This is a genomic window from Streptomyces sp. AK010, from assembly GCF_014207295.1.
Classification (GTDB): Bacteria; Actinomycetota; Actinomycetes; order Streptomycetales; family Streptomycetaceae; genus Streptomyces; species Streptomyces massasporeus.
In genome coordinates this window covers 77,420-98,180 of record NZ_JACHCX010000011.1, presented here as the reverse complement: position 1 = coordinate 98,180, position 20,761 = coordinate 77,420, and the positions used below count along the sequence as shown (strand labels likewise).

Genomic DNA, 20,761 nt, shown 5'->3' with positions numbered 1-20,761 from the left:
GTGTCCGCCGACTGTCACAGACCTGTCACAGGGGTCGGCCACAGATCCGCCACAGCTCCTGCACACGCGTCGGCGGTACCGGTCGCACCGAGTGGGCCCCACCGGTCGAACCCCGAGCCCTCCATGGGCCAGAATGAGCGCGTGCCTTCCCTGTTGCTGATCGAGGACGACGACGCCATCCGGACGGCCCTGGAGCTCTCACTGACGCGCCAGGGCCACCGTGTGGCGACCGCTGCCAGCGGTGAGGACGGTCTGAAGCTCCTTCGCGAGCAGCGGCCGGATCTGATCGTGCTGGACGTGATGCTGCCCGGCATCGACGGGTTCGAGGTGTGCCGGCGCATCCGGCGCACGGACCAGTTGCCGATCATCCTGCTGACCGCGCGCAGCGACGACATCGACGTGGTGGTCGGGCTGGAGTCCGGCGCCGACGACTACGTCGTCAAACCGGTCCAGGGGCGGGTGCTCGACGCCCGGATCCGGGCCGTGCTGCGGCGCGGCGAGCGGGAGTCGAACGACGCGGCGAGCTTCGGCAGCCTCGTCATCGACCGCTCGGCGATGACCGTGACGAAGAACGGCGAGGACCTCCAGCTCACGCCGACCGAGCTGCGGCTGCTGCTGGAGCTGAGCCGGCGGCCGGGCCAGGCGCTGTCCCGGCAGCAGTTGCTGCGGCTGGTGTGGGAGCACGACTACCTGGGCGACTCGCGGCTCGTGGACGCGTGTGTCCAGCGGCTGCGCGCCAAGGTCGAGGACGTGCCGTCGTCCCCGACGCTGATCCGTACCGTGCGGGGTGTCGGCTACCGGCTGGACGCGCCTCAGTGACCCAGGCGCACCAAGGGGGGGCCCACGGCTGGACCGGGGCGCGCAAGGGAGCTCTGTCGCGGCTGCGCTTCACCAGCCTGCGGCTGCGACTGGTCGTCGTCTTCGGCCTGGTGGCACTGACGGCCGCCGTGTCCGCGTCGGGGATCGCGTACTGGCTCAACCGCGAGGCGGTGCTCACCCGCACCCAGGACGCCGTGCTGCGCGACTTCGAGCAGGAGATGCAGAACCGGGCGGGCGCGCTGCCCGAGCGTCCGACGCAGGACGAACTGCAGCACACCGCGGGCCAGATGGCGGGCAGCGACCAGCGCTTCAGCGTGCTGCTGGTCGGCCGCGACACCGAGGGCCGGACCGTCTACGGCAGCTCCGGCGGGCTGAACGGCTTCTCGCTCCAGGACGTGCCGAAGTCGCTGCGCGCGGCGGTGAACCGTACGCAGAAGGTCGACGGGGCCAACAAGCACCCGTACCACCTGTACTGGCAGCGCATAGTCGACCACGACACCCCGTACCTGGTGGCCGGTACGCGGGTGATCGGGGGCGGCCCGACCGGTTACATGCTCAAGTCGCTGGAGCCGGAGGCCAAGGACCTCAACTCGCTGGCCTGGTCGCTGGGCATCGCCACGGGGCTCGCGCTGATCGGCTCGGCGCTGCTCGCGCAGGCCGCGGCGACGACCGTGCTGAAGCCGGTGCAGCGGCTCGGGGCCGCCGCGCGACGGCTCGGCGAGGGCAAGCTGGACACCCGGCTGCGGGTGTCCGGGACGGATGAACTCGCCGATCTGTCGCGGACGTTCAACAACGCGGCCGAGGCGCTGGAGAAACGGGTCGCCGACATGGCCGCCCGCGACGAGGCGTCCCGGCGGTTCGTGGCGGACATGAGCCATGAGCTGCGGACGCCGCTCACCGCGATCACCGCCGTGACGGAGGTGCTCGAGGAGGAGCTGGAGGCGGAGACCGGCAGCATGGACCCGATGATCGAGCCCGCCGTCCGGCTGGTGGTCAGCGAGACGCGGCGGCTGAACGACCTGGTCGAGAACCTGATGGAGGTCACGCGTTTCGACGCGGGCACCGCCCGGCTCGTCCTGGACGACGTCGACCTCGCCGACCAGATCACCGCCTGCATCGACGCCCGTGCCTGGCTGGACGCGGTCGAGCTGGACGCCGAGCGCGGCCTGCACGCCCGGCTGGATCCGCGCCGACTGGACGTCATCCTGGCCAATCTCATCGGCAACGCGCTCAAGCACGGCGGCTCCCCGGTGCGGGTGTCCGTGCGGGAGGCGGACGACTCGATCGTCATCGAGGTGCAGGACCACGGTCCCGGCATCCCGGAGGACGTCCTGCCGCACGTCTTCGACCGCTTCTACAAGGCCAGCGCCTCCCGGCCGCGTTCCGAGGGCAGCGGCCTGGGACTGTCCATCGCGCTGGAGAACGCCCATATCCACGGCGGCGAGATCACCGCGGCCAACTCGCCCGACTCGGGTGCGGTGTTCACGCTGCGGCTGCCGCGCGGCACGTCCCCCGCGGAGGAGGAGCAGCCCGCCGAGGACGGGCTGACGCCCGGGAGCGACACCGACCGGCCCCAGGGCGAGGACACGAAGGGGGACGCATGATGACCGCACGTCGCGCGGCCGTGCCCAGGCTGCTGGCCGTTCCGGCGCTCGCCGTGCTGCTGGCCGGCTGCGGGATCCGGGCCACGGAGGTGCCGACGAACTTCGGGCCGGCGCCGTCGCGGGTGCAGTGCTCGCTCGCCGAGCCGGACGTCTCCACGCAGGCGGCCCGCGGGCTGCCGGTGCAGGTGTTCCTGCTGTGCGGGTCGTCGCTGGTGACCGTCGACCGGACCGTGCGGGTCCCGGACGGCGCGGCCGACTCCGAGCGGCGCATCCTGGTCGCGCAGGGTCTGCTGGACCAGCTCGCCGCACCCACGTCGGCCGCCGAGAAGGAGGCCGGCTACAGCACGGACGTGCGCGGCGGCATCACCGTCGGCGGGCCGCGCCCCGGCGACCCGGACGACACGCTGCGGCTGAGCACGGCACCGGCCGGCCTCACCTCGTACGCCCTCGCGCAGGTCGTCTGCACCTTCTCCGACTCGGCGGCGGCCGAGGGGGACGGCTCGGTGGTCCTGGGCGGGCCGGGCGCCGAGTCCCCGCGCCGCTACGAGTGCACCGACGAGGTGCGGGCCCGGCCGGGCAGCACGGAACCGCCGTCGAAGGACGCGGCCGGGGAGTGATCCGCCCCGCCTGTGGCGTATGCCTCACAGGGCAACCGGGGCCCATCCCGGAACCGATCCTGCCGGAGGCCGCGTCTTGGGGGTCGTGCAGCGTCAAGGCTCCATCGGCGACAGCGCCGCGTTCCGCATCCGTGTGACAGGGGGTGTCCTCCTCGTCGCCCACCTCGCGTTCGTCGCCTGGTTCACGCTGCGGCCGCTGGACGTGCCCTGGGTGATGCCCGCCAATCTGCGGCCGTTCGCCGGTATCCGGGCCGATCTCGCCCTGGGCTGGCCGGAGGCGGCCCGGCGGATCGGCGAGGGGCTGGCCCTGCTCGCCCCGCTGGGTGTGCTGCTGCCGTTGGTCGGCGGCAGACTGGTCGTCTCGCCGCTGGCGTCCCTGCTGCGCACCGTCGCGGCCGCCGCCCTGCTCTCCTGGGGCATCGAGCTGTTGCAGACGGGCGTGCCCGGTCAGGTCGTCGACGTCGACGCGCTGTTCCTGAACACCCTGGGCGTGGCCCTCGCGCATCTCGCGCTGGTCCCGGCGGGCCGCTCCTGGCTGCGCCGTCGCACCACCGCCCGCCCGCTCCGCGCGCCCCTGCACCCGGAGGAGCCGGCTCAGGGTCGGACCCCGACGATTCCCAGGGTCGGGATCGCCCCGTGGAGCGACGCTTTGCCCCCTTCGTCTCCGTAGCGTGGAGTGCAGATGGGGTACTCGGACGAGAGGCCTCACACACCCTCACGAAGGAGTCGCACATGTCCCGCCTCGCCCGCCCCACCCACGGCCGCATGATCGGCGGAGTGTGCGCCGCGCTGGCACGGCGCTTCGGCACCTCCGCGACGACGATGCGGGTGATCTTCCTGATCTCGTGCCTGCTGCCCGGCCCGCAGTTCCTGCTGTACATCGCGCTGTGGATCGTGCTCCCGTCGGAGGACAAGATCCACGACAAGACCCAGACGGCCTGGTGACGCGTTCTGCGCAAACGCCGATGGGGCGCACCCCGTGCGGATGCGCCCCATCGGCATGTGTTCACCTCGGCGGCAGACTCAGCCGACCGGCACGCCGTTCACCGGCAGGCCGTGCGTGGGCAGGCCCTGCACCGGGAGGCCCTGCACCGGGAGGCCGCCCAGCTTGGCGGCGGGGCCCGTCGGGCCGTTGGCGAGGATCTGATCGGCGACCGGCTGGGCGGCGGCCAGGCCGGCTCCGGCCGCCGTCTGCCCCTGGCCCAGCGCCTCGCCCGAGCCCGGCAGCGTCTGGGAGAGCTGCTCCGCCGGGAGCGCCGCGGGGACGGCCTCCAGCGTCTGGGCGGTGTCCGGGAGGGCCGGGGCGGCATTGGCGACGCCCACGCCGGCGGCGGCGAAGGCGGCACCGAGAACGGCGACACCGAGGGACTTGGCAGCAGACTGCTTCATGAAATGCGTCCTCGTAACGGGATGACGGGGTGGGTGAGCGGTCCAGCGACCGTAAACACCCCGTGCCACCCGCCGCAAACATCGGAATGCGGACGGATTGTGAACACCGCCCGCACCCCATGTGCGCCCAATAACCCGGACTCAGCCCTCCGAATGGGCAGAACCGCTGGTGGAGGCGGCCTGACGGAACAGCCATTCGGATTTCAGCTCGGCATATCCGGGCTTGACGACGTCATTGATCATGGCCAGTCGTTCATCGAAAGGAATGAACGCTGATTTCATCGCATTGACGGAGAACCACTGCATGTCGTCGAGCGTGTATCCGAATGCCTCGACGAGGTGCTCGAATTCCCGGCTCATGCTGGTGTGCGACATGAGACGATTGTCCGTATTGACGGTGGCGCGGAAATGCAGCCGGCGCAGCAGTCCGATCGGATGCTCAGCGTACGATGAGGCCGCTCCGGTCTGGAGGTTGGAGCTCGGGCACAGCTCCAGCGGGATGCGCTTGTCCCGGACGTAGGAGGCGAGCCGCCCGAGTTCGACCCGGCCGTCCTCGTGGACCTGGATGTCGTCGATGATCCGCACACCGTGCCCGAGCCGGTCGGCGCCGCACCACTGGAGGGCCTGCCAGATGGAGGGCAGACCGAAGGCCTCGCCGGCGTGGATGGTGAAGTGGTTGTTCTCGCGCTTGAGGTACTCGAAGGCGTCGAGGTGCCGGGTGGGCGGGTAGCCGGCCTCGGCGCCCGCGATGTCGAAGCCGACGACGCCCAGATCGCGGTAGCGGTTGGCGAGTTCGGCGATCTCCAGGGCGCGGGCCGCGTGCCGCATCGCGGTGAGCAGCGCGCCCACGCGGATGCGCTGCCCGTTCTCGCGTGCGCGCCGTTCCCCTTCCCGGAAGCCCTCGTCGACTGCCTCGACGACCTCTTCGAGGCCGAGACCGCCCTCCAGATGCTGCTCGGGGGCGTAGCGCACCTCGGCGTAGACGACGCCGTCCGCGGCCAGGTCCTCGGCGCACTCGGCGGCGACCCGGACCAGGGCGTCACGGGTCTGCATGACGCCGACGGTGTGGGAGAACGTCTCCAAGTACCGCTCCAGGGAGCCGGAGTCGGCGGCCTCGCGGAACCAGACGCCGAGCTTCTCGGGGTCGGTGTCGGGGAGCTGGGTGTAGCCGTTCTCGCGGGCGAGTTCGACGATCGTGCCGGGGCGCAGACCGCCGTCGAGGTGGTCGTGCAGCAGAACCTTGGGCGCCCGGCGGATCTGGTCCGGTGTCGGGGTGTTCGCGATGGTCTGGCTCGTCATTTCCGCACTCTAACTCCTACGCGCGTAGATGGCGCGTTCCCGGATGCTCTGCGTTTTCGTCGATACGTAACGGTGATCCCGAGGACGGGTCGTGTACACCCGCGCTTCTGACACTGTTCTGCCATGGCACACCAAGCAACGCCGGTTCGCAGGGCCCGGCTGGGCAGGGCACTCGGTCCGGAGCCGACGGCGGTGAGCGGCGCGGTGCTGCTGCTCCCCGGCGGCGACGAGGTATCCGGCCGCAGACCGTCACCCCTGCTGGCGACCGCCTCCATGCGCGGCGTCGGGCGCCGGCTGGCCCGCGCGGGCCGGGACGAGGGTCTCGCCGCGCACGTCGTGCACTACCGCTACCGCGGGTGGAACGGCAGCGAGGCCAGTCTCGCGCAGGACGCGACCTGGGCCGCCGACGAGATCGTACGGCGGTACGGGGATGTCCCGGTCTGCCTCGTCGGGGTCGGGATGGGCGGCCGGGCCGGCTTGCGGGCGGGCGGCCACGAGGCCGTCAACTCCGTGCTGGCGCTCGCCCCTTGGCTGCCGCAGGAGGACGTCGCGGCGCCACCCGAACCGGTGAAGCAGCTGGTCGGGCGGCAGGTGCTGATCGTGCACGGCACGAACGACGGGCGGACGGATCCGGAGCTGTCGTTCCGGCTGGCGGCCCGGGCGAAGAAGGCGAACCGGAACGTGTGCCGGTTCGAAGTGCACGCGGACGGGCACGGGTTGCACCAGTACCGGGACGAAGTGCTGGCCCTGGCCGAGGACTTCGTGATGGGGGCGTTGTTCGGGCGGGCGGTGTCGCGGCCCGTGCGGGACGCGTTCGCGGCGCCGCCGCCGTTGGGGTTGCGGATGCCGCTCGCTGCGGGGTTCAGTCCTTCGAGGCGGTAGCGTCGCTGGGGTGCCTGTTCGTCGGCCTGTGCGGATTGCATGTGGCTTGTCGCGCAGTTCCCCGCGCCCCTCAAGTCGGCAGCAAACTGCCCCTTCTTGAGAGCAGGAACCTTTTGAAGGCCGCCACCGGGGGTGTGTCCGGGTGGCCTTCCAGCCAGGCCACGCCGATCTCGCGGACGGCTCTCGGCGCCGTGACCGTCAGTTCCACCACTCCCGGGCGCGGGACCGCCGGCGGAGGCAGGAGGGCGACTCCGAGACCCGCCGCCACCAAGCCCCTCAGTGTTTCCGCCTCTTCGCCCTCGAAGGCGATGCGGGGCTTGAAGCCGGCCTCCTTGCACAGGTCGTCGGTGATGCGGCGCAGGCCGTAGCCGGGCTCCAGGGTGACGAAGGTTTCGTCCGCGGCCTCGGCGAGGCGGATGCGGCGGCGGCCTGCCAGGGAGTGGTCGGCGGGGACGACCAGGCGCAGCTTCTGCTCGTCCAGGCGGCGGGCCACGAGGTCGGGGGCGTCCGGTACCGGCGACGTCAGGCACAGGTCGAGTTCGCCCGCGCGCAGGCGTTCCAGCATGGCCTCGCCGTAGTTCTGGACGAGGCTGAAGCGGACCCGCGGATGGTCGGCGCGGAAGGCGTGCAGCAGGCCCGGGACGGTCTCGGCGCCCATGGTGTGCAGGAAGCCGAAGGCGACCTTGCCGGTGGTCGGGTCGGCGTCGGCGCGCACCTCCTCGGCGGCGCGCTCGACCTCGGCCAGGGCGCGTTCCACGGAGGCGAGGAAGGTGCGGCCGGCCGGGGTGAGGGAGACCGTGCGGCCGTGCCGGGCGAACAGGTCGACGCCCAGGTCCTGCTCCAGGCGGGCCATGGAGCGGGACAGGGTCGACTGGGGGACGTTCATCTCCCGGGCGGCCCGGGTGACGTGCTCGGTGCGGGCGACGCCCGCGAAGTACGCGAGGCGCGGCGCCAGCACCTTCGACATCTCTGCCATGTCTTCTGTGTCACTGCTTGGTGACAGGCGACCCTGTGAGCTCGGTTGATGCACCATGGGAACGATTATGACCGTTCCATGCATTGGACGGATGAGTGCGCCGTCCGTACGTTCGAGGCATGTCTCCCGCCAGTACCGGGGCGTCCACCGTCGTGGGCGCCGATGTCCCTGTCCCCGCTGCCGACTCCCGTGTCTCCCCGGGCGGACCCGGCTATCGCCGGATGAGCTTCGCCCTCTTCCTCGCGGGTGTCGCGACCTTCGCGCTGCTGTACTCCACCCAGGCCCTGCTCCCGCTGATCTCCGGCGAGTTCGGGGTGGCGGCGAGCGACGCGAGCTGGACGGTGGCCGCCGCGACGGGCGGGCTGGCGCTGTTCGTGCTGCCGATGAGCGCCCTGTCGGAGCGCTTCGGACGCCGGGCGGTCATGACCGCGTCGCTGGCCGTGGCCGTCACGCTCGGGCTGCTGGTGCCCCTCGCCCCCTCCCTCGGTGCGCTGATCGCGCTGCGGGCGCTGCAGGGCGCCGCCCTGGCCGGGCTGCCCGCGTCGGCGACCGCGTACCTCGCGGAGGAGGTCAGCCCCAAGGCGCTGGTCACCGCGATCGGCCTGTTCGTCGCGGGCAACAGCGTGGGCGGGATGAGCGGCCGGGTCATCACCGGCTGGGTCGCGCAGGAGTGGGGCTGGCGGGTGGCCGTCGGCGTCATCGGGGTGATCGCGGTGGCGTGTGCGGTGGCCTTCCGGCTGCTGCTCCCCGCCCCGAAGCACTTCAGGGCCGGTTCACTGCGGCCACGGGTGCTGGCCCGTACGGTCCGCGACCACCTGTCCAACCCGCTGCTGTGCCGGCTGTACGCGATCGGCGCACTGTTCATGACGGTGTTCGGCGGCGTGTACACGGTCATCGGCTACCGCCTGACCGAGGCCCCGTTCTCGCTGCCGCAGGGCATCATCGGCTCGATCTTCCTGGTGTACCTGGTCGGTACGGTGTCGGCGTCCACGGCGGGCCGGCTGGTCGGCCGGCTGGGCCGCCGGGGCGCGCTGTACGCGGGCGGCGGTACGACGGCGGCGGGCCTGCTGCTGTCCCTGGCGGGCTCCCTCCCGCTGGTCCTGCTGGGCCTGGTGCTCATCACGGCGGGCTTCTTCGCGGGCCACGCTGTCGCCTCCTCGGCGGTCAGCAAGACGGCCACGCACGGCAGGGCCCAGGCTTCGGCGCTGTACCAGTCGGCGTACTACATCGGCTCCAGCGCGGGCAGCACGGTCGGCGCGATCGCGTTCCACGCGGGCGGCTGGGCCGGGACGGTCGGTGTCGGACTCCTCGCGGTCCTGGGCGTCGTGACGATCACCGTCTTCGGAACCCGGGCGGCCCGACTGCAGCGCCGGCAACTGGCCACGGCCGCCTGAGCCTCGACGGCACTCCCCCTGGTCGGGGCCGGTGGCCGGCGGGTGCGGATACCCACCGCGCCGGCCGGCCACCGGCCCCGGACAGGGGGACTCTCCGTTCTGGATCAACCCCTTCCACCTGCGCTTTCGTGCGCTCGGGGGGCCGTTGTCAGTGGGCTGCGGTAGCTTCCGAAGTGCTGGAGCGCGATGGCGCGTGAACAGAACGTCCACAGGGGTGGGTGGAGATGGCGAACGGCACGGCGACACCGACGGACCTGGACACCAGGCTGGAGGCACACCGAACAGAGCTGACGGGGTACTGCTACCGGATGCTCGGCTCCTCCTTCGAGGCGGAGGACGCGGTGCAGGACACGATGGTCCGTGCCTGGCGCAGCTACGACAAGTTCGAGGGCCGCTCCAGCCTGCGCTCCTGGCTCTACCGGATCGCGACCAATGTGTGCCTGGACATGCTGAGCGCGGGCAACAAGCGCGCCCGGCCCATGGACCTGGCCGAGTCCACCCCGCTCGCCCGGGCCGCCCTCTCCCCGCGCCCGGACAACACCTGGCTGGAGCCCATGCCGGACGCCCGTGTGCTGCCCACGACCCACGACCCGGCGGAGGCGGCGATCGCCAAGGAGTCCGTGCGGCTGGCCTTCATGGCCGCCCTCCAGCAGCTCCCGGCCAAGCAGCGGGCGGTGCTGATCCTGCGCGAGGTCCTGGCCTGGAAGGCCAGCGAGGTCGCCGAGCTGCTGGACACCTCGGTGGCGTCGGTGAACAGCGCCCTCCAGCGGGCCCGCGCCACCCTCGCCGAGCGGCAGGAGCCGGGCGCCGAGGCGGCCGTCTCCGACCCGCTGGACGAGGACCAGCAGAAGCTGCTGGACCGCTATGTGGCGGCCTTCGAGGGCTACGACATGACGGCGCTGACGGCCCTCCTGCACGAGGACGCGGTCATGACGATGCCGCCGTTCGACCTCTGGCTGACCGGCACGCGGGACATCACCGGCTTCATGACCACCCTCGGCGCGCCCTGCGCGGGCTCCCGGCTGGTGCCCGTCCAGGTCAACGGCCTGCCGGGGTTCGCCCAGTACAAGCCGGACCCGGACAAGGGCGGCTTCATGCCGTGGGCGGTCCAGGTGCTGGAGATCTCAGACGGCCGCATCACCGGGTTCCACTGCTTCCTCGACACACAGCGGTGGTTCCCGCTCTTCGACCTCCCCCTCCACCTCGAAGCGGAGACCGACCAGGTCGAGCAGGGCGCGTAGGGCCGGGTCGGGGTCGCGCAGCCGTATCCGTCCCCCGGCCCGGCGGGCGGCCAGCCGGAGCCTCGCCAGGAGGTCGACGGCGGCGAGGCCCGGCGGCCCCAGACCCGCGACATCGCACACCACGACCCGGGCACCGCTGCCGTGCAGCAGTGCCCGCACATCGTCGCTGAGCCCTTTCACCTCGTCCCGGGTGACGGGGCCGGGCAGTACGAGCACGGGCGGTGTCATGGCGTCCACGAGCGGTAGACCGGGCGGGCGGGCGTAACTCATCGCGGTCGTCGGTCCTGGTGCGCGCCGTGCGGACCGGGCGGGCGGGCGTAACTCATCGCGGTCGTCGGTCCTGGTGCCCGCTGTGCGGACCGGGCGGCGCCGCGAGGATCACATTGACCTGGGCAGCGCCTTCCCCAGAGGGTTGGCTGCATGCCCCAACCATCTCCCCCTGCCGCGCTGCCCGATGCTCGCTTCGTCGGTGAGGGGGCGCCGTGCAGGGGGTGCTGAGCGGGTTCGCGGTCATCGCCGTCGTCATCGGCGTCGGCTATCTGATCGGCCGCCGGGGGTATCTGGGCGACGGCGGGCGCGAGGTCCTGACCAAGCTCGCCTTCCACGTGGCGTCCCCGGCGCTGCTCTTCACGACCCTCGCGCAGGCCGATCTGTCGGTGATCTTCTCCGACCGGCTGCTGGTCACGGCGATGAGCACGGCAGCGGCGGCGGGTGTCTTCGTGGCGGTGGGTGCGGCGCGGGGGTGGGGGGTCGGCCGGACGACGATCGGCGCGCTGTGCTCCAGCTACGTCAACTCCGGGAACCTGGGCATTCCGATCGCCGTGTACGTGCTGGGCGACGCGTCCCTGGTCGCGCCGGTGCTGCTGTTCCAGCTGGTCGGTGTCACACCGGTGGCGCTGACGGTCCTGGACCTGGCGAGCGGCGGGCAGAAGCGGCCCCTGTGGCAGCGGCTGCTGACGCCGCTGCGCAATCCGATAGCCCTGGGCTCCCTGGCCGGGGTGGCGGTCTCGGCGTCGGGCCTCACGGTGCCGGGCCCCCTGATGGACCCCCTGACCCTGATCGGCAACATGTCGGTCCCGGCGGTGCTGCTGGCCTTCGGAATCTCCCTGCGCGGCAGCACGCTCCCGCTGCGCGGCATGGAACGGGCCCCGGTGCTCCTCGCCGTGGCCCTGAAGTCCGTGTTCCAGCCGCTGGTCGCCTACGCCTTGGCGGCGGGTGTCTTCGGCCTGCGCGGTGCCCTGCTGCTCGACGTGGTGGTGACGTCCGCGCTGCCGGCGGCGCAGAACCTCTTCACGTACGCGAGCAGCTACCGGGTGGGCGAGGTGCTGGCGCGGGAGGCGATCCTGCTGTCGACGGTCCTGGCGGTGCCGGTGCTGGTGGTGGTGGCGGCGCTGCTGGGGTGACTCAGTTCTGGGCGAATTCGCCGGTGTCGAGGCCGAGTCCGAAGGGATCGGGCAGCGTGATGAGTTCTCCGAACTTGCCCGCGTCGAGAACCCGGTAGACATCCAGTCGCGGTTCGCCGTAGAGCGTGATGGTGGGACCGCCGGGGGCCCAGCCGTCGATGAGCAGATACAGCGGGACACCCGCCTGGGCGTAGCCTGCGGCCTTTGTGATCCGGTCGTGCGCCGCGTTCGACTTGGACGTGATCTCGACGATGAGCTCGGCGGCAGCCGCTGGGATGAAGTTGCCACCCTCGTCACGCAGCACCTGCCTGGGGGCTACCGCGAGATCAGGAATATAGAGCCCGTCACGAGACGGGACCGCCGTACCCAGGGTCTGGTAGATGCCCCAATGCCTGGGGACAACCCCGTACAGGGCTCGCCGAACCAGGTCAGCGATGTCGTTGTGGGCGTTGGACGGCGGTGGTGCCACGGTGACGATCCCCTCGATGATCTCCACCTTGCAGCCCTCTGGCGCGTCCGTCTCCTGCCAGATCCGGACGAGGTCGTCCCACTCGTGTCCGTTGGCCGGCGAGTGGTCGACGGTGAGTGCGCTCATGGCGGTTCTCCTATCGGTGCGTCACCGATCCCAGCATGCCGAACGGGACCGGCAGGGGTCCACCGATCCCGTTCACCCGACAGGGAAACCGCCTGGTCAGGCGATCCGCTCCAGCACCACCGGCGACACCGTGAAGTCCGTTCCGGGCGCTGCGACGTCGTAGGAGCCCTCGACCGCCTGGAGGGCGTACTCGAAGCGCTCGGGGGTGTCCGTGTGGAGGGTCAGCAGGGGCTGGCCCTCGGTCACCGTGTCACCCGGCTTGGCGTGCATCTCGACGCCGGCGCCCGCCTGCACCGGGTCCTCCTTGCGGGCACGGCCCGCGCCGAGGCGCCAGGCGGCGACGCCGATGTCGTAGGCGTCGAGGCGGGTCAGCACGCCCGAGGCCGGGGCCTTGATCACGTGCTGCTCGCGGGCCACCGGAAGCGTCGCGTCCGGGTCGCCGCCCTGGGCCGCGATCATGCGCCGCCAGACGTCCATCGCCGAGCCGTCGGCCAGGGCCTTCGCCGGGTCGGCGTCCCTGATGCCCGCCGCGTCCAGCATTTCGCGGGCCAGGGCCACCGTCAGCTCGACCACGTCCGCCGGGCCGCCGCCCGCCAGGACCTCCACCGACTCGCGGACCTCCAGGGCGTTGCCGGCGGTCAGGCCCAGCGGGGTGGACATGTCCGTCAGAAGCGCGACGGTCTTCACGCCGTGGTCGGTGCCGAGGCCGACCATCGTGGAGGCCAGTTCGCGGGCGTCCTCGATGGTCTTCATGAAGGCGCCGGTGCCGACCTTCACGTCCAGGACCAGCGAGCCCGTGCCCTCCGCGATCTTCTTGGACATGATCGAGGAGGCGATCAGCGGGATCGCCTCGACCGTGCCGGTGACGTCCCGCAGGGCGTAGAGCTTCTTGTCGGCGGGGGCCAGGCCGTCGCCCGCCGCGCAGATCACCGCGCCGGTGGTGTCGAGGACGTTCAGCATCTCCTCGTTGGACAGCAGCGCACGCCAGCCGGGGATGGACTCCAGCTTGTCCAGGGTGCCGCCGGTGTGGCCGAGGCCACGGCCCGACAGCTGCGGGACGGCCGCGCCGCAGGCGGCGACCAGGGGGGCCAGCGGCAGCGTGATCTTGTCGCCGACGCCGCCCGTGGAGTGCTTGTCGGCGGTCGGGCGGGCCAGGGACGAGAAGTCCATGCGCTCGCCGGAGGCGATCATCGCGGCCGTCCAGCGGGCGATCTCGCGGCGGTTCATGCCGTTCAGCAGGATCGCCATGGCGAGAGCGGACATCTGCTCGTCGGCGACCTCCCCGCGGGTGTACGCGTCGATGACCCAGTCGATCTGCGCGTCGCTGAGCTCACCGCGGTCCCGCTTGGTGCGGATGACGGAGATGACGTCCATGGCCATGGCTTGGCTTCCTTCCGAGGGTTCCAGAAGCCGTACGGCGCCCCCCTGAGCCGGTCGCGTGAGCAACTCAGAGGGGCCGCACGGAAGTTACTTGCTGAGGTGTTCCGGGCCGAAGGCCTGGGGCAGCATCTCCGAGAGCGGCAGGATCCCCGCGGGGGTCTCCAGCAGCATCTCCGGGCCGCCGAACTCGTGGAGCAGCTGACGGCAGCGGCCGCACGGGACGAGTGAAGTTCCGTGGCGGTCGACGCAGGTGAAGTGCGTCAGCCGGCCGCCGCCGGTGTTGTGCAGCTCGGACACCAGACCGCACTCGGCGCACAGACCGAGGCCGTACGAGGCGTTCTCGACGTTGCAGCCGGAGATGATCCGGCCGTCGTCGACCAGGGCCGCCACTCCGACCGGGTAGCCGGAGTACGGGGCGTACGCCCGGGACATGGCGTCCCGGGCCACCGCGCGCAGCTTCTCCCAGTCGACGGCCGGGCCGGAGCCGGTCACTTGCCCTGCCCCTTCCGGTACGGCAGCCCGTCCGCCTTGGGCATCCGCAGCCGCTGGGCCGACAGGGCGAGGACCACCAGGGTGATGACGTACGGCGTGGCGGAGACGACCTGGTTCGGGACCTCGTCGGTGGTGGCGTACCAGGCGAACACCAGGGCGGCGACGACCGCGGTGATCATCGACGGGGCGTACTTCTTGCGGACCACCAGGAAGATCGCCGCGATGATCAGCAGCAGCGCGCCGAGCAGCAGCAACGCGTGGACGTTGGCGGAGCCGCCGCGCAGGTTGAGGCTGTCGGTGTAGCCGAACAGGCCCGCGCCGAGGGCGAGGCCGCCCGGCATCCAGTTGCCGAAGATCATCGCTGCGAGGCCGATGAAGCCGCGTCCGCTGACCTGGCCCTCCAGGTAGAAGGGGTTGGCGACGGTGGACAGGAAGACACCGCCGAGGCCGGCCAGTCCGCCGGAGATGACGACGGCGATGTACTTGTACTTGTAGACGTTGACGCCGAGGGACTCGGCGGCGACGGGGTTCTCGCCGCAGGAGCGCAGGCGCAGGCCGAACGCGGTGCGCCACAGGATCCACCAGGTGGCGGGGATCAGCGCGATGGCGATCAGGGTCAGCCAGGACACGTTGGTGACGAGTCCGCCGAGCAGGCCCGCGATGTCGGAGACGAAGAACCAGCCCTGGTTGTTCAGGTCGCGCAGTGCGTCGGACAGTCCCGGCACGGTGAAGTGGCCGAGGGAGTCGACCGCCGGGGACTGCTTGGCGGAGCCGCCCGTGTGGCCCTCGAAGGCGAGGGGCGCGAGGTAGCGGGTGGCGCCGAGGGCGAGGATGTTGATGGCCACACCGGAGACGATGTGGTTGACGTTGAAGGTGACGGTCACGAAGGCGTGCAGCAGACCGCCCATCGCGCCGCCGAGGATGCCGACCAGGACACCGGTCCAGGGGCCCCACTGGAAGCCGGCCCAGGCGCCGAACCAGGTGCCGAGGATCATCATGCCCTCGAGGCCGATGTTGACCACGCCCGCGCGTTCGGCCCACAGACCGCCGAGACCGGCGAGGCCGATCGGCACGGCGAGCTGGAGCGCGGTGGACATCTGGCTGACGTTGGTGATGCCGTCGGCGCCGGTGATGAGGCGGACGATCGAGGTGAGCGCCAGGCCTCCGGCGATGATGAGCAGCAGCACGGGCCACGACAGGCGGCGGCCGGTCGGCGCCGCGGGCTGCAGCGTGGGCTGGTTGACGTCGGTCGCGGTGGTCATCGGCCAGCCACCTCCTTCGTGTTCTGAGCGCCGAGGACGTGTCCGGCGGCGAGTTCGGCGCCGACGCGACGCTGCTGGCGGCGCAGACCCCATTCGCGGACGGCCTCGTAGGAGACGACGACCGAGAGGACGATCAGGCCCTGCATGATGACCGCGATCTCCTTGTCGTAGCCGTGGAAGTCCAGCTCGGGCGAGGCCTTGTCGAGCCAGGCCCACAGCAGGGCGGCGAAGGCGATGCCGACGGGGCTGTTGCGGCCGAGCAGGGCGATGCCGATACCGAGGAAGCCGATGCCGGTGGGGAAGTTCAGGCTGTAGGTGTGGGTGTCGCCGAGCAGGATCGGCAGGCCGGCGAGGCCCGCGATGCCGCCGGAGATCAGCATGGCGCTGAGCACCATGCGCTTGGGGTCCACGCCGCTGGCCGCGGCGGCGGTCTGCGACGCGCCGGAGGCGCGCAGGTCGAAGCCGAAGCGGGTGCGGCTGAGGACGACCCAGTAGCCGATGCCGAGCAGGACGGCGAGCAGCACCAGGCCGTAGATCTCGCCGGAGTCGCCCAGGCTGAACCCGGGGATCCAGCCGGACTCGTACATCTCGCCGGTGGTGTTGTTGTTGCCGACCTTCACACCGAAGACGTCCGGCAGCCACAGGTAGGCGATCACGGAGGTCGCGATCGCGTTGAGCATGATCGTGGCGACGACCTCGCTGACGCCGCGGGTGACCTTGAGGACACCGGCGATGCCGGCCCAGAAGGCGCCGGTGAGGACGGCGGTCAGGAGCAGCAGCGGGACCTGGAGGGCGGCCGGCAGGTTCACATGGGCGCCGACGACGGCGGCCATCATGGCGCCGAGCTGGTACTGGCCGTCGACACCGATGTTGAACAGGTTCATCCGGAAGCCGATGGCCACCCCGAGGGCCGCGATGTAGTACATCGAGGCCTGGTTGATGATCAGGACCTGGATGTCGGAGAAGCCCAGCTGCTCGAACATCAGGGCGAACGGCTCGAAGGGGCTCTTGCCCGAGGCGAGCAGCACGATCGCGCTCAGGACGAAGGCCACGGCCAGCGCGATGACCGGGCCGGCCACCGCGAGGAGCACGCGCTCCTTGTCGAACTTCTTCATCAGCGGGCCTCGTCTTCCGGAGACTCGGGGGCGTCGGCCTTCGAGATCTCGGGGGTGTCGTCGTGCGCGAGGTGCCCGGTGGCGGCACCGGTCATGGCCGAGCCGAGCTCCTCGGGGGTGATGGTGGCCGGGTCGGCGTCCGCGACCAGCTTGCCGTTGTAGATCACGCGCAGCGTGTCGGACAGGCCGATCAGCTCGTCCAGGTCGGCGGAGATCAGCAGCACGGCGAGGCCTTCGCGGCGCGCCTCACGGATGTGGTCCCAGATGGCCGCCTGGGCGCCGACGTCCACGCCCCGGGTGGGGTGCGCGGCGATGAGGAAGCGGGGCTTGTGGCTCATCTCGCGGCCGACGATCAGCTTCTGCTGGTTGCCGCCGGACAGGGACGCGGCGGTGACGTCGATGCCGGGCGTGCGGACGTCGTACTCCGTCACGATCCGGCGGGTGTCCTCCTGGGCCGCCTTCGGGTCCAGCCAGACGCCCTTGGCGAGGGGCTTCTCCGTGACGTGGCCGAGGATGCGGTTCTCCCAGAGGGGTGCCTCCAGGAGGAGGCCGTGGCGGTGCCGGTCCTCGGGGATGTAGCCGATGCCCTGCTCACGGCGCCGGCGGGTGGGCCAGGCGGTGATCTCCTCGTCGGCGAGCGTGATGGTGCCGCTGTCGGCGGACCGCAGGCCGATGAGGGCGTCGACCAGTTCGGTCTGGCCGTTGCCCTCGACGCCGGCGATGCCGAGGACCTCGCCCGCGTGGATGGTGAAGCTGATGTCGTCGAGGAGGGCCTTGCCGCCGGGAGCCGCGAGGCGCACCTGGTCGACGGTGATGACCGGGCGGTCGGTGACCGTGGACTCGGCCGTCTCGGGCGTGGGCAGCTCGCTGCCGACCATCATCTCGGCGAGCTGACGGGGCGTCGTCTCGGCCGGGACGGCCGTGCCGACGGTGGTGCCGCGGCGGATGACGGTGATCTCGTCGGCGACGGAGAGCACCTCGCCGAGCTTGTGCGAGATGAAGATGACCGACAGGCCCTCGGAGCGCAGTTCGCGCAGGTTGGCGAAGAGCGCGTCCACCTCCTGCGGCACGAGCACGGCGGTCGGCTCGTCGAGGATGAGGGTGGTGGCGCCGCGGTAGAGGACCTTGAGGATCTCCACGCGCTGGCGGGCGGCGACGCCGAGCTCCTCGACGAGGAGGTCGGGCTTGACGCCGAGGCCGTAGCGCTCGGAGAGCTCCTTGATCTTGCGGCGGGCCTTGGCGCCGATGCCGTAGAGCTTCTCGCTGCCGAGGACCACGTTCTCGAGGACCGTGAGGTTGTCGGCGAGCATGAAGTGCTGGTGGACCATGCCGATGCCGCGGACGATGGCGTCGGCCGGCGACGAGAAGGTGACCTGCTCGCCGCCCACGGCGATGGTGCCCTCGTCCGGCTTCTGCATGCCGTAGAGGATCTTCATCAGCGTGGACTTGCCGGCGCCGTTCTCGCCGACGAGGGCGTGCACGGTGCCCTTGCGGACGCTGAGGTGGATGTCGTGGTTGGCCACGACTCCGGGGAAGCGCTTGGTGATCCCGGCGAGTTCGACGGCGGTCACCGATTCGTTGACCGCCGCTCCGGCCGGAGGGCTGCTGGACGCGTTGATGGCGCACTCTCCTGGGGACGGGGGCCGTCTACGCGCGTAGCGCCCCTACGGCATACAAAGGGGCCGACGCCCCGCGGCAACGGGGCACGAGGAGCAGCTCCCCGTACCCCGTCGAGCGGACGTAACCCCGGGGGTTACCGCCTGCTTCGAGGCAGTCGCTCGTCAGCTGCTCTTGACCTTGATCTCGCCGCTGATGATCTTCTCCTTGGCCGTCTTGATGGCTGCCTGGAGCTCGGCGTCGTCCGCGAACTTCGGGTTGGAGTTCGACAGGCTCACCTCGCCGGTCTTCAGATCGCCACGAACGATACCGGTCTCGGGCTTGCCGTCCTCGACCGACTTCGCCAGGTTGTACACCGCCTTGGCGACGTCCTTCATCGCCGAGGTCAGGATGGAGTCCTTGTACTTGGCAAGGGCTTCCTGCTGGTACTGGTCGGAGTCGACGCCGATGGCCCACACCTTCTGGGTGGCCGCGGCCTCGATGACACCCTGACCGGACAGGCCGGCGGCCGCGTAGACGACGTCGGCCTTCTTCTCGATCTGACCCTCGGCGGCCGTCTTGCCCTTGTCGGGGCTGGCGAAACCGCCCTCCTCGGCCGTCTGGGTGAGGTACTGCGAGAGCACCTTGACCTTCGGGTCGGTGTCCTTGACGCCCTGCGCGAAGCCCGCCTGGAACTTGTGGATCAGCGGGATGTCCACACCGCCGACGAAGCCGACGACCTTCGACTTGGAGGTCTTGGCGGCGGCGACACCGGCCAGGTAGGAGGCCTGCTCCTCGTTGAAGACCAGGTCGGCCACGTTCTTGGTGTTGATCGTGGCGTCGTCGACGATGCCGAAGGTGGTGTCCGGGAACTTCTCCGCGGCGCCCTTGACGGCCGCGGCGTACGCGTAGCCGACACCGATGACCGGGTTGTGGCCCTGCTTGGCCAGGGAGACCAGGCGCTGCTCCTTGTCGGCGTCCGTCTCGCCCTCGGTGGGCTCCACGTCGGCCGTCTGGTACCCGAACTCCTTCTTCGCCTGCTCCAGACCCGCGTACGCGGCGTCGTTGAAGGACTGGTCGCCCTTGCCGCCGACGTCGTACGCGATGGCGAGCCCCTTGTCGCCCTTCGAGTCGGACGACCCGGAGGTCGAGGTGCTGCCGCAGGCGGAGAGGGCGAGGGCCAGGGAGGCGGTCGCTGCGCCTGCGACCGTGATCCGGGAAATCCGGCGCATGTGTGGGTGCTCCTGTCGTACAACCGAGGTCGCACAGCGCCGGGACGGTTCAGCTTCAGCGCTGGCTTCGCCGCAGATTAACGCGCGTAGACCTGCCTGAAAACCCCTTCTGTCCACCTTGTTATGCGCCCGTGGCCAAAGCCATCACCGCGCCTTGGCCGGGGCGTTGCCGACCGCAAACGGGGGGTGGCGCTGGGTGATCCGGTTCCGGAGAGCCGGACAAACGGAGCGGGCGGACACCCAGAGGGTGCCCGCCCGCTTCGGCTGGTCAGACCGGTCGCCTCACTCGGTGTTGACCTTGATGTTGCCGTCGATGATCTCCTGCTTGGCCTTGTTCACGGCGTCCTGGAGACCCGCGACCTTCGCGTACTCCGGGTTGGACTCCGACAGGCCCACACCGTTGACCTTCAGGTCGAACGTCTGGGTGCCGGTCAGCGGCTTGTCGTCGTGGACCGACTTGGACAGCGCGTAGACCGCGCCGCCGACGTCCTTCAGCGCGGAGGTCAGGATGTAGTTCTTGTACGGGGCCAGGGCGGCCTGCTTGTACTGGTCGGAGTCGACGCCGATGGCCCAGACCTTCGCCTTGGCCGCGGCCTCGATGACACCCTGACCGGACAGACCGGCGGCCGCGTAGAGCACGTCGGCCTTCTTCTCGATCTGGCCCTCGGCGGCGGCCTTGCCCTTGTCGGGGCTGGAGAAGCCGCCCTCCTCGGCCGTCTGCGTCAGGTACTGCGACAGGACCTTCACCTTGGAGTTGGTGTCCTGCACGCCCTGCTTGTAGCCGGCCTCGAACTTGTGGATCAGCGGGACGTCGACACCGCCGACGAAGCCGACGACGTCGGTCTTCGTGGCCTTGGCGGCGGCGACACCGGCGAGGTACGAGGCCTGCTCCTCGGCGAAGACGAGGGAAGCGACGTTCTTGCCCTCGACGACCGAGTCCACGATGCCGAAGGTGGTCTTCGGGTACTTGGCGGCGACAGCCTTCATCGCCGGGCCGTAGGCGAAGCCGACACCGATGACCGGGTTGTAGCCCTGCTTGGCCAGCGACGCCAGGCGCTGCTCCTTGTCGGCGTCCGTCTCGCCCTCGGTGGGCTCGATGTCGGCCGTCGTGTAGCCGAACTCGTCCTTGGCCTTCGTCAGGCCGGCGTAGGCGGCGTCGTTGAAGGACTGGTCGCCCTTGCCGCCGACGTCGTACGCGATGGCGACGCCCTTGTCGTTGCTGTCGCTGTCGCCGCTGTCACTGCTGGTGCCGCCGCAGGCCGTGGCGACGAGCCCGAGCGACGCGACCCCCACCGCGACACGGGCCAGTTTGGAAATCCGACGCATCTGAAGTTCCCCATTCTCCAAAGCCCCGCGATGGGTGCTCGGTTCGGCGCACATTAACGCGCGTAGACACTCCTGGGAACGGTTCGCCGCGGGGCCGTTATCCATTCGTGCCGATGGCCGGTTACGCCCTTGTGAACCA

21 protein-coding genes are annotated in these 20,761 nt (G+C 70.8%); 9 read left to right on the top strand and 12 right to left on the bottom strand.

What is annotated here, in order from left to right; genetic code table 11:
* The first annotated feature begins 141 nt into the window (after positions 1-141).
* From afsQ1 to HDC93_RS21720, 5 genes are all read left to right on the top strand, one after another.
* Positions 142-819, top strand: coding sequence for a two-component system response regulator AfsQ1 (afsQ1, locus tag HDC93_RS21740; RefSeq protein WP_053675520.1), 678 nt, complete (start codon positions 142-144; stop codon positions 817-819).
* Positions 816-2,423 carry a HAMP domain-containing sensor histidine kinase gene (locus HDC93_RS21735; RefSeq protein ID WP_185012534.1) on the top strand — a complete coding sequence of 536 codons (1,608 nt, stop codon included), beginning with the start codon at positions 816-818 and terminating at the stop codon, positions 2,421-2,423. Before afsQ1 ends, HDC93_RS21735 begins: the two co-directional genes overlap by 4 nt.
* On the top strand, positions 2,423-3,040 hold the full coding sequence (locus tag HDC93_RS21730; protein ID WP_185012657.1) for a hypothetical protein: 618 nt from the start codon (positions 2,423-2,425) through the stop codon (positions 3,038-3,040). The genes HDC93_RS21735 and HDC93_RS21730 overlap by 1 nt, the downstream gene beginning before the upstream one ends.
* An 85-nt stretch (positions 3,041-3,125) precedes the next feature.
* Entirely contained in the window at positions 3,126-3,710 is a 585-nt protein-coding gene (locus HDC93_RS21725; RefSeq protein ID WP_185012533.1) for a VanZ family protein, read from the top strand.
* A gap of 62 nt (positions 3,711-3,772) precedes the next feature.
* Positions 3,773-3,985, top strand: coding sequence for a PspC domain-containing protein (locus tag HDC93_RS21720; RefSeq protein WP_185012532.1), 213 nt, complete (start codon positions 3,773-3,775; stop codon positions 3,983-3,985).
* A gap of 78 nt (positions 3,986-4,063) precedes the next feature.
* On the opposite strand, the gene HDC93_RS21715 is transcribed toward HDC93_RS21720, so the two are convergent.
* Together HDC93_RS21715 and HDC93_RS21710 are read right to left on the bottom strand one after the other, a co-directional pair.
* Positions 4,064-4,429: an ATP-binding protein gene (locus tag HDC93_RS21715; RefSeq protein WP_185012531.1), complete on the bottom strand. Its 366-nt coding sequence runs from the start codon at positions 4,427-4,429 to the stop codon at positions 4,064-4,066.
* A gap of 141 nt (positions 4,430-4,570) precedes the next feature.
* Entirely contained in the window at positions 4,571-5,728 is a 1,158-nt protein-coding gene (locus HDC93_RS21710) for an adenosine deaminase (protein WP_185012530.1), read from the bottom strand.
* A gap of 123 nt (positions 5,729-5,851) precedes the next feature.
* Between HDC93_RS21710 and HDC93_RS21705 the strand changes: the two genes are divergently transcribed.
* Complete coding sequence (locus tag HDC93_RS21705; protein ID WP_185012529.1) at positions 5,852-6,610, top strand: alpha/beta hydrolase; 759 nt, start codon at positions 5,852-5,854, stop codon at positions 6,608-6,610.
* Between the two features lie 70 nt (positions 6,611-6,680).
* Here the strand turns inward: HDC93_RS21705 and HDC93_RS21700 are convergent, their stop codons facing one another.
* On the bottom strand, positions 6,681-7,643 hold the full coding sequence (locus HDC93_RS21700; protein ID WP_185012528.1) for a LysR family transcriptional regulator: 963 nt from the start codon (positions 7,641-7,643) through the stop codon (positions 6,681-6,683).
* A 62-nt stretch (positions 7,644-7,705) separates the two neighbouring features.
* Here HDC93_RS21700 and HDC93_RS21695 point away from each other — a divergent pair, with 62 nt between their 5' ends.
* The gene (locus tag HDC93_RS21695; protein WP_185012527.1) at positions 7,706-8,980 is read left to right on the top strand and encodes an MFS transporter; all 1,275 of its coding nucleotides are present in this window, start codon (positions 7,706-7,708) and stop codon (positions 8,978-8,980) included.
* A gap of 224 nt (positions 8,981-9,204) precedes the next feature.
* Complete coding sequence (locus HDC93_RS21690) at positions 9,205-10,221, top strand: sigma-70 family RNA polymerase sigma factor (protein WP_185012526.1); 1,017 nt, start codon at positions 9,205-9,207, stop codon at positions 10,219-10,221.
* On the opposite strand, the gene HDC93_RS21685 is transcribed toward HDC93_RS21690, so the two are convergent.
* Positions 10,105-10,491, bottom strand: coding sequence for an STAS domain-containing protein (locus tag HDC93_RS21685; RefSeq protein ID WP_185012525.1), 387 nt, complete (start codon positions 10,489-10,491; stop codon positions 10,105-10,107). The two genes, HDC93_RS21690 and HDC93_RS21685, sit on opposite strands and share 117 nt — an antisense overlap.
* 212 nt (positions 10,492-10,703) lie before the next feature.
* Between HDC93_RS21685 and HDC93_RS21680 the strand changes: the two genes are divergently transcribed.
* On the top strand, positions 10,704-11,624 hold the full coding sequence (locus HDC93_RS21680) for an AEC family transporter (protein ID WP_185012524.1): 921 nt from the start codon (positions 10,704-10,706) through the stop codon (positions 11,622-11,624).
* Between the two features lies 1 nt (position 11,625).
* Here HDC93_RS21680 and HDC93_RS21675 read toward each other — a convergent pair whose 3' ends face one another.
* From HDC93_RS21675 to HDC93_RS21640, 8 genes are all read right to left on the bottom strand, one after another.
* Positions 11,626-12,219 carry a Uma2 family endonuclease gene (locus tag HDC93_RS21675; RefSeq protein WP_185012523.1) on the bottom strand — a complete coding sequence of 198 codons (594 nt, stop codon included), beginning with the start codon at positions 12,217-12,219 and terminating at the stop codon, positions 11,626-11,628.
* A gap of 96 nt (positions 12,220-12,315) precedes the next feature.
* Positions 12,316-13,599, bottom strand: coding sequence for a thymidine phosphorylase (locus HDC93_RS21670; protein WP_185012522.1), 1,284 nt, complete (start codon positions 13,597-13,599; stop codon positions 12,316-12,318).
* A gap of 87 nt (positions 13,600-13,686) precedes the next feature.
* Positions 13,687-14,091 carry a cytidine deaminase gene (locus tag HDC93_RS21665; RefSeq protein WP_185012521.1) on the bottom strand — a complete coding sequence of 135 codons (405 nt, stop codon included), beginning with the start codon at positions 14,089-14,091 and terminating at the stop codon, positions 13,687-13,689.
* Positions 14,088-15,353, bottom strand: coding sequence for an ABC transporter permease (locus HDC93_RS21660; protein WP_185012520.1), 1,266 nt, complete (start codon positions 15,351-15,353; stop codon positions 14,088-14,090). The genes HDC93_RS21665 and HDC93_RS21660 overlap by 4 nt, the downstream gene beginning before the upstream one ends.
* A complete protein-coding gene (locus HDC93_RS21655; protein ID WP_185012519.1) occupies positions 15,350-16,468 on the bottom strand; it encodes an ABC transporter permease in 1,119 nt (372 codons plus the stop codon). Before HDC93_RS21655 ends, HDC93_RS21660 begins: the two co-directional genes overlap by 4 nt.
* The gene (locus HDC93_RS21650; RefSeq protein WP_185012518.1) at positions 16,468-18,039 is read right to left on the bottom strand and encodes an ABC transporter ATP-binding protein; all 1,572 of its coding nucleotides are present in this window, start codon (positions 18,037-18,039) and stop codon (positions 16,468-16,470) included. The genes HDC93_RS21655 and HDC93_RS21650 overlap by 1 nt, the downstream gene beginning before the upstream one ends.
* 210 nt (positions 18,040-18,249) lie before the next feature.
* Complete coding sequence (locus HDC93_RS21645) at positions 18,250-19,296, bottom strand: BMP family protein (protein ID WP_185012517.1); 1,047 nt, start codon at positions 19,294-19,296, stop codon at positions 18,250-18,252.
* Between the two features lie 282 nt (positions 19,297-19,578).
* The gene (locus tag HDC93_RS21640) at positions 19,579-20,622 is read right to left on the bottom strand and encodes a BMP family protein (protein WP_185012516.1); all 1,044 of its coding nucleotides are present in this window, start codon (positions 20,620-20,622) and stop codon (positions 19,579-19,581) included.
* Between the last annotated feature and the right edge of the window lie 139 nt (positions 20,623-20,761).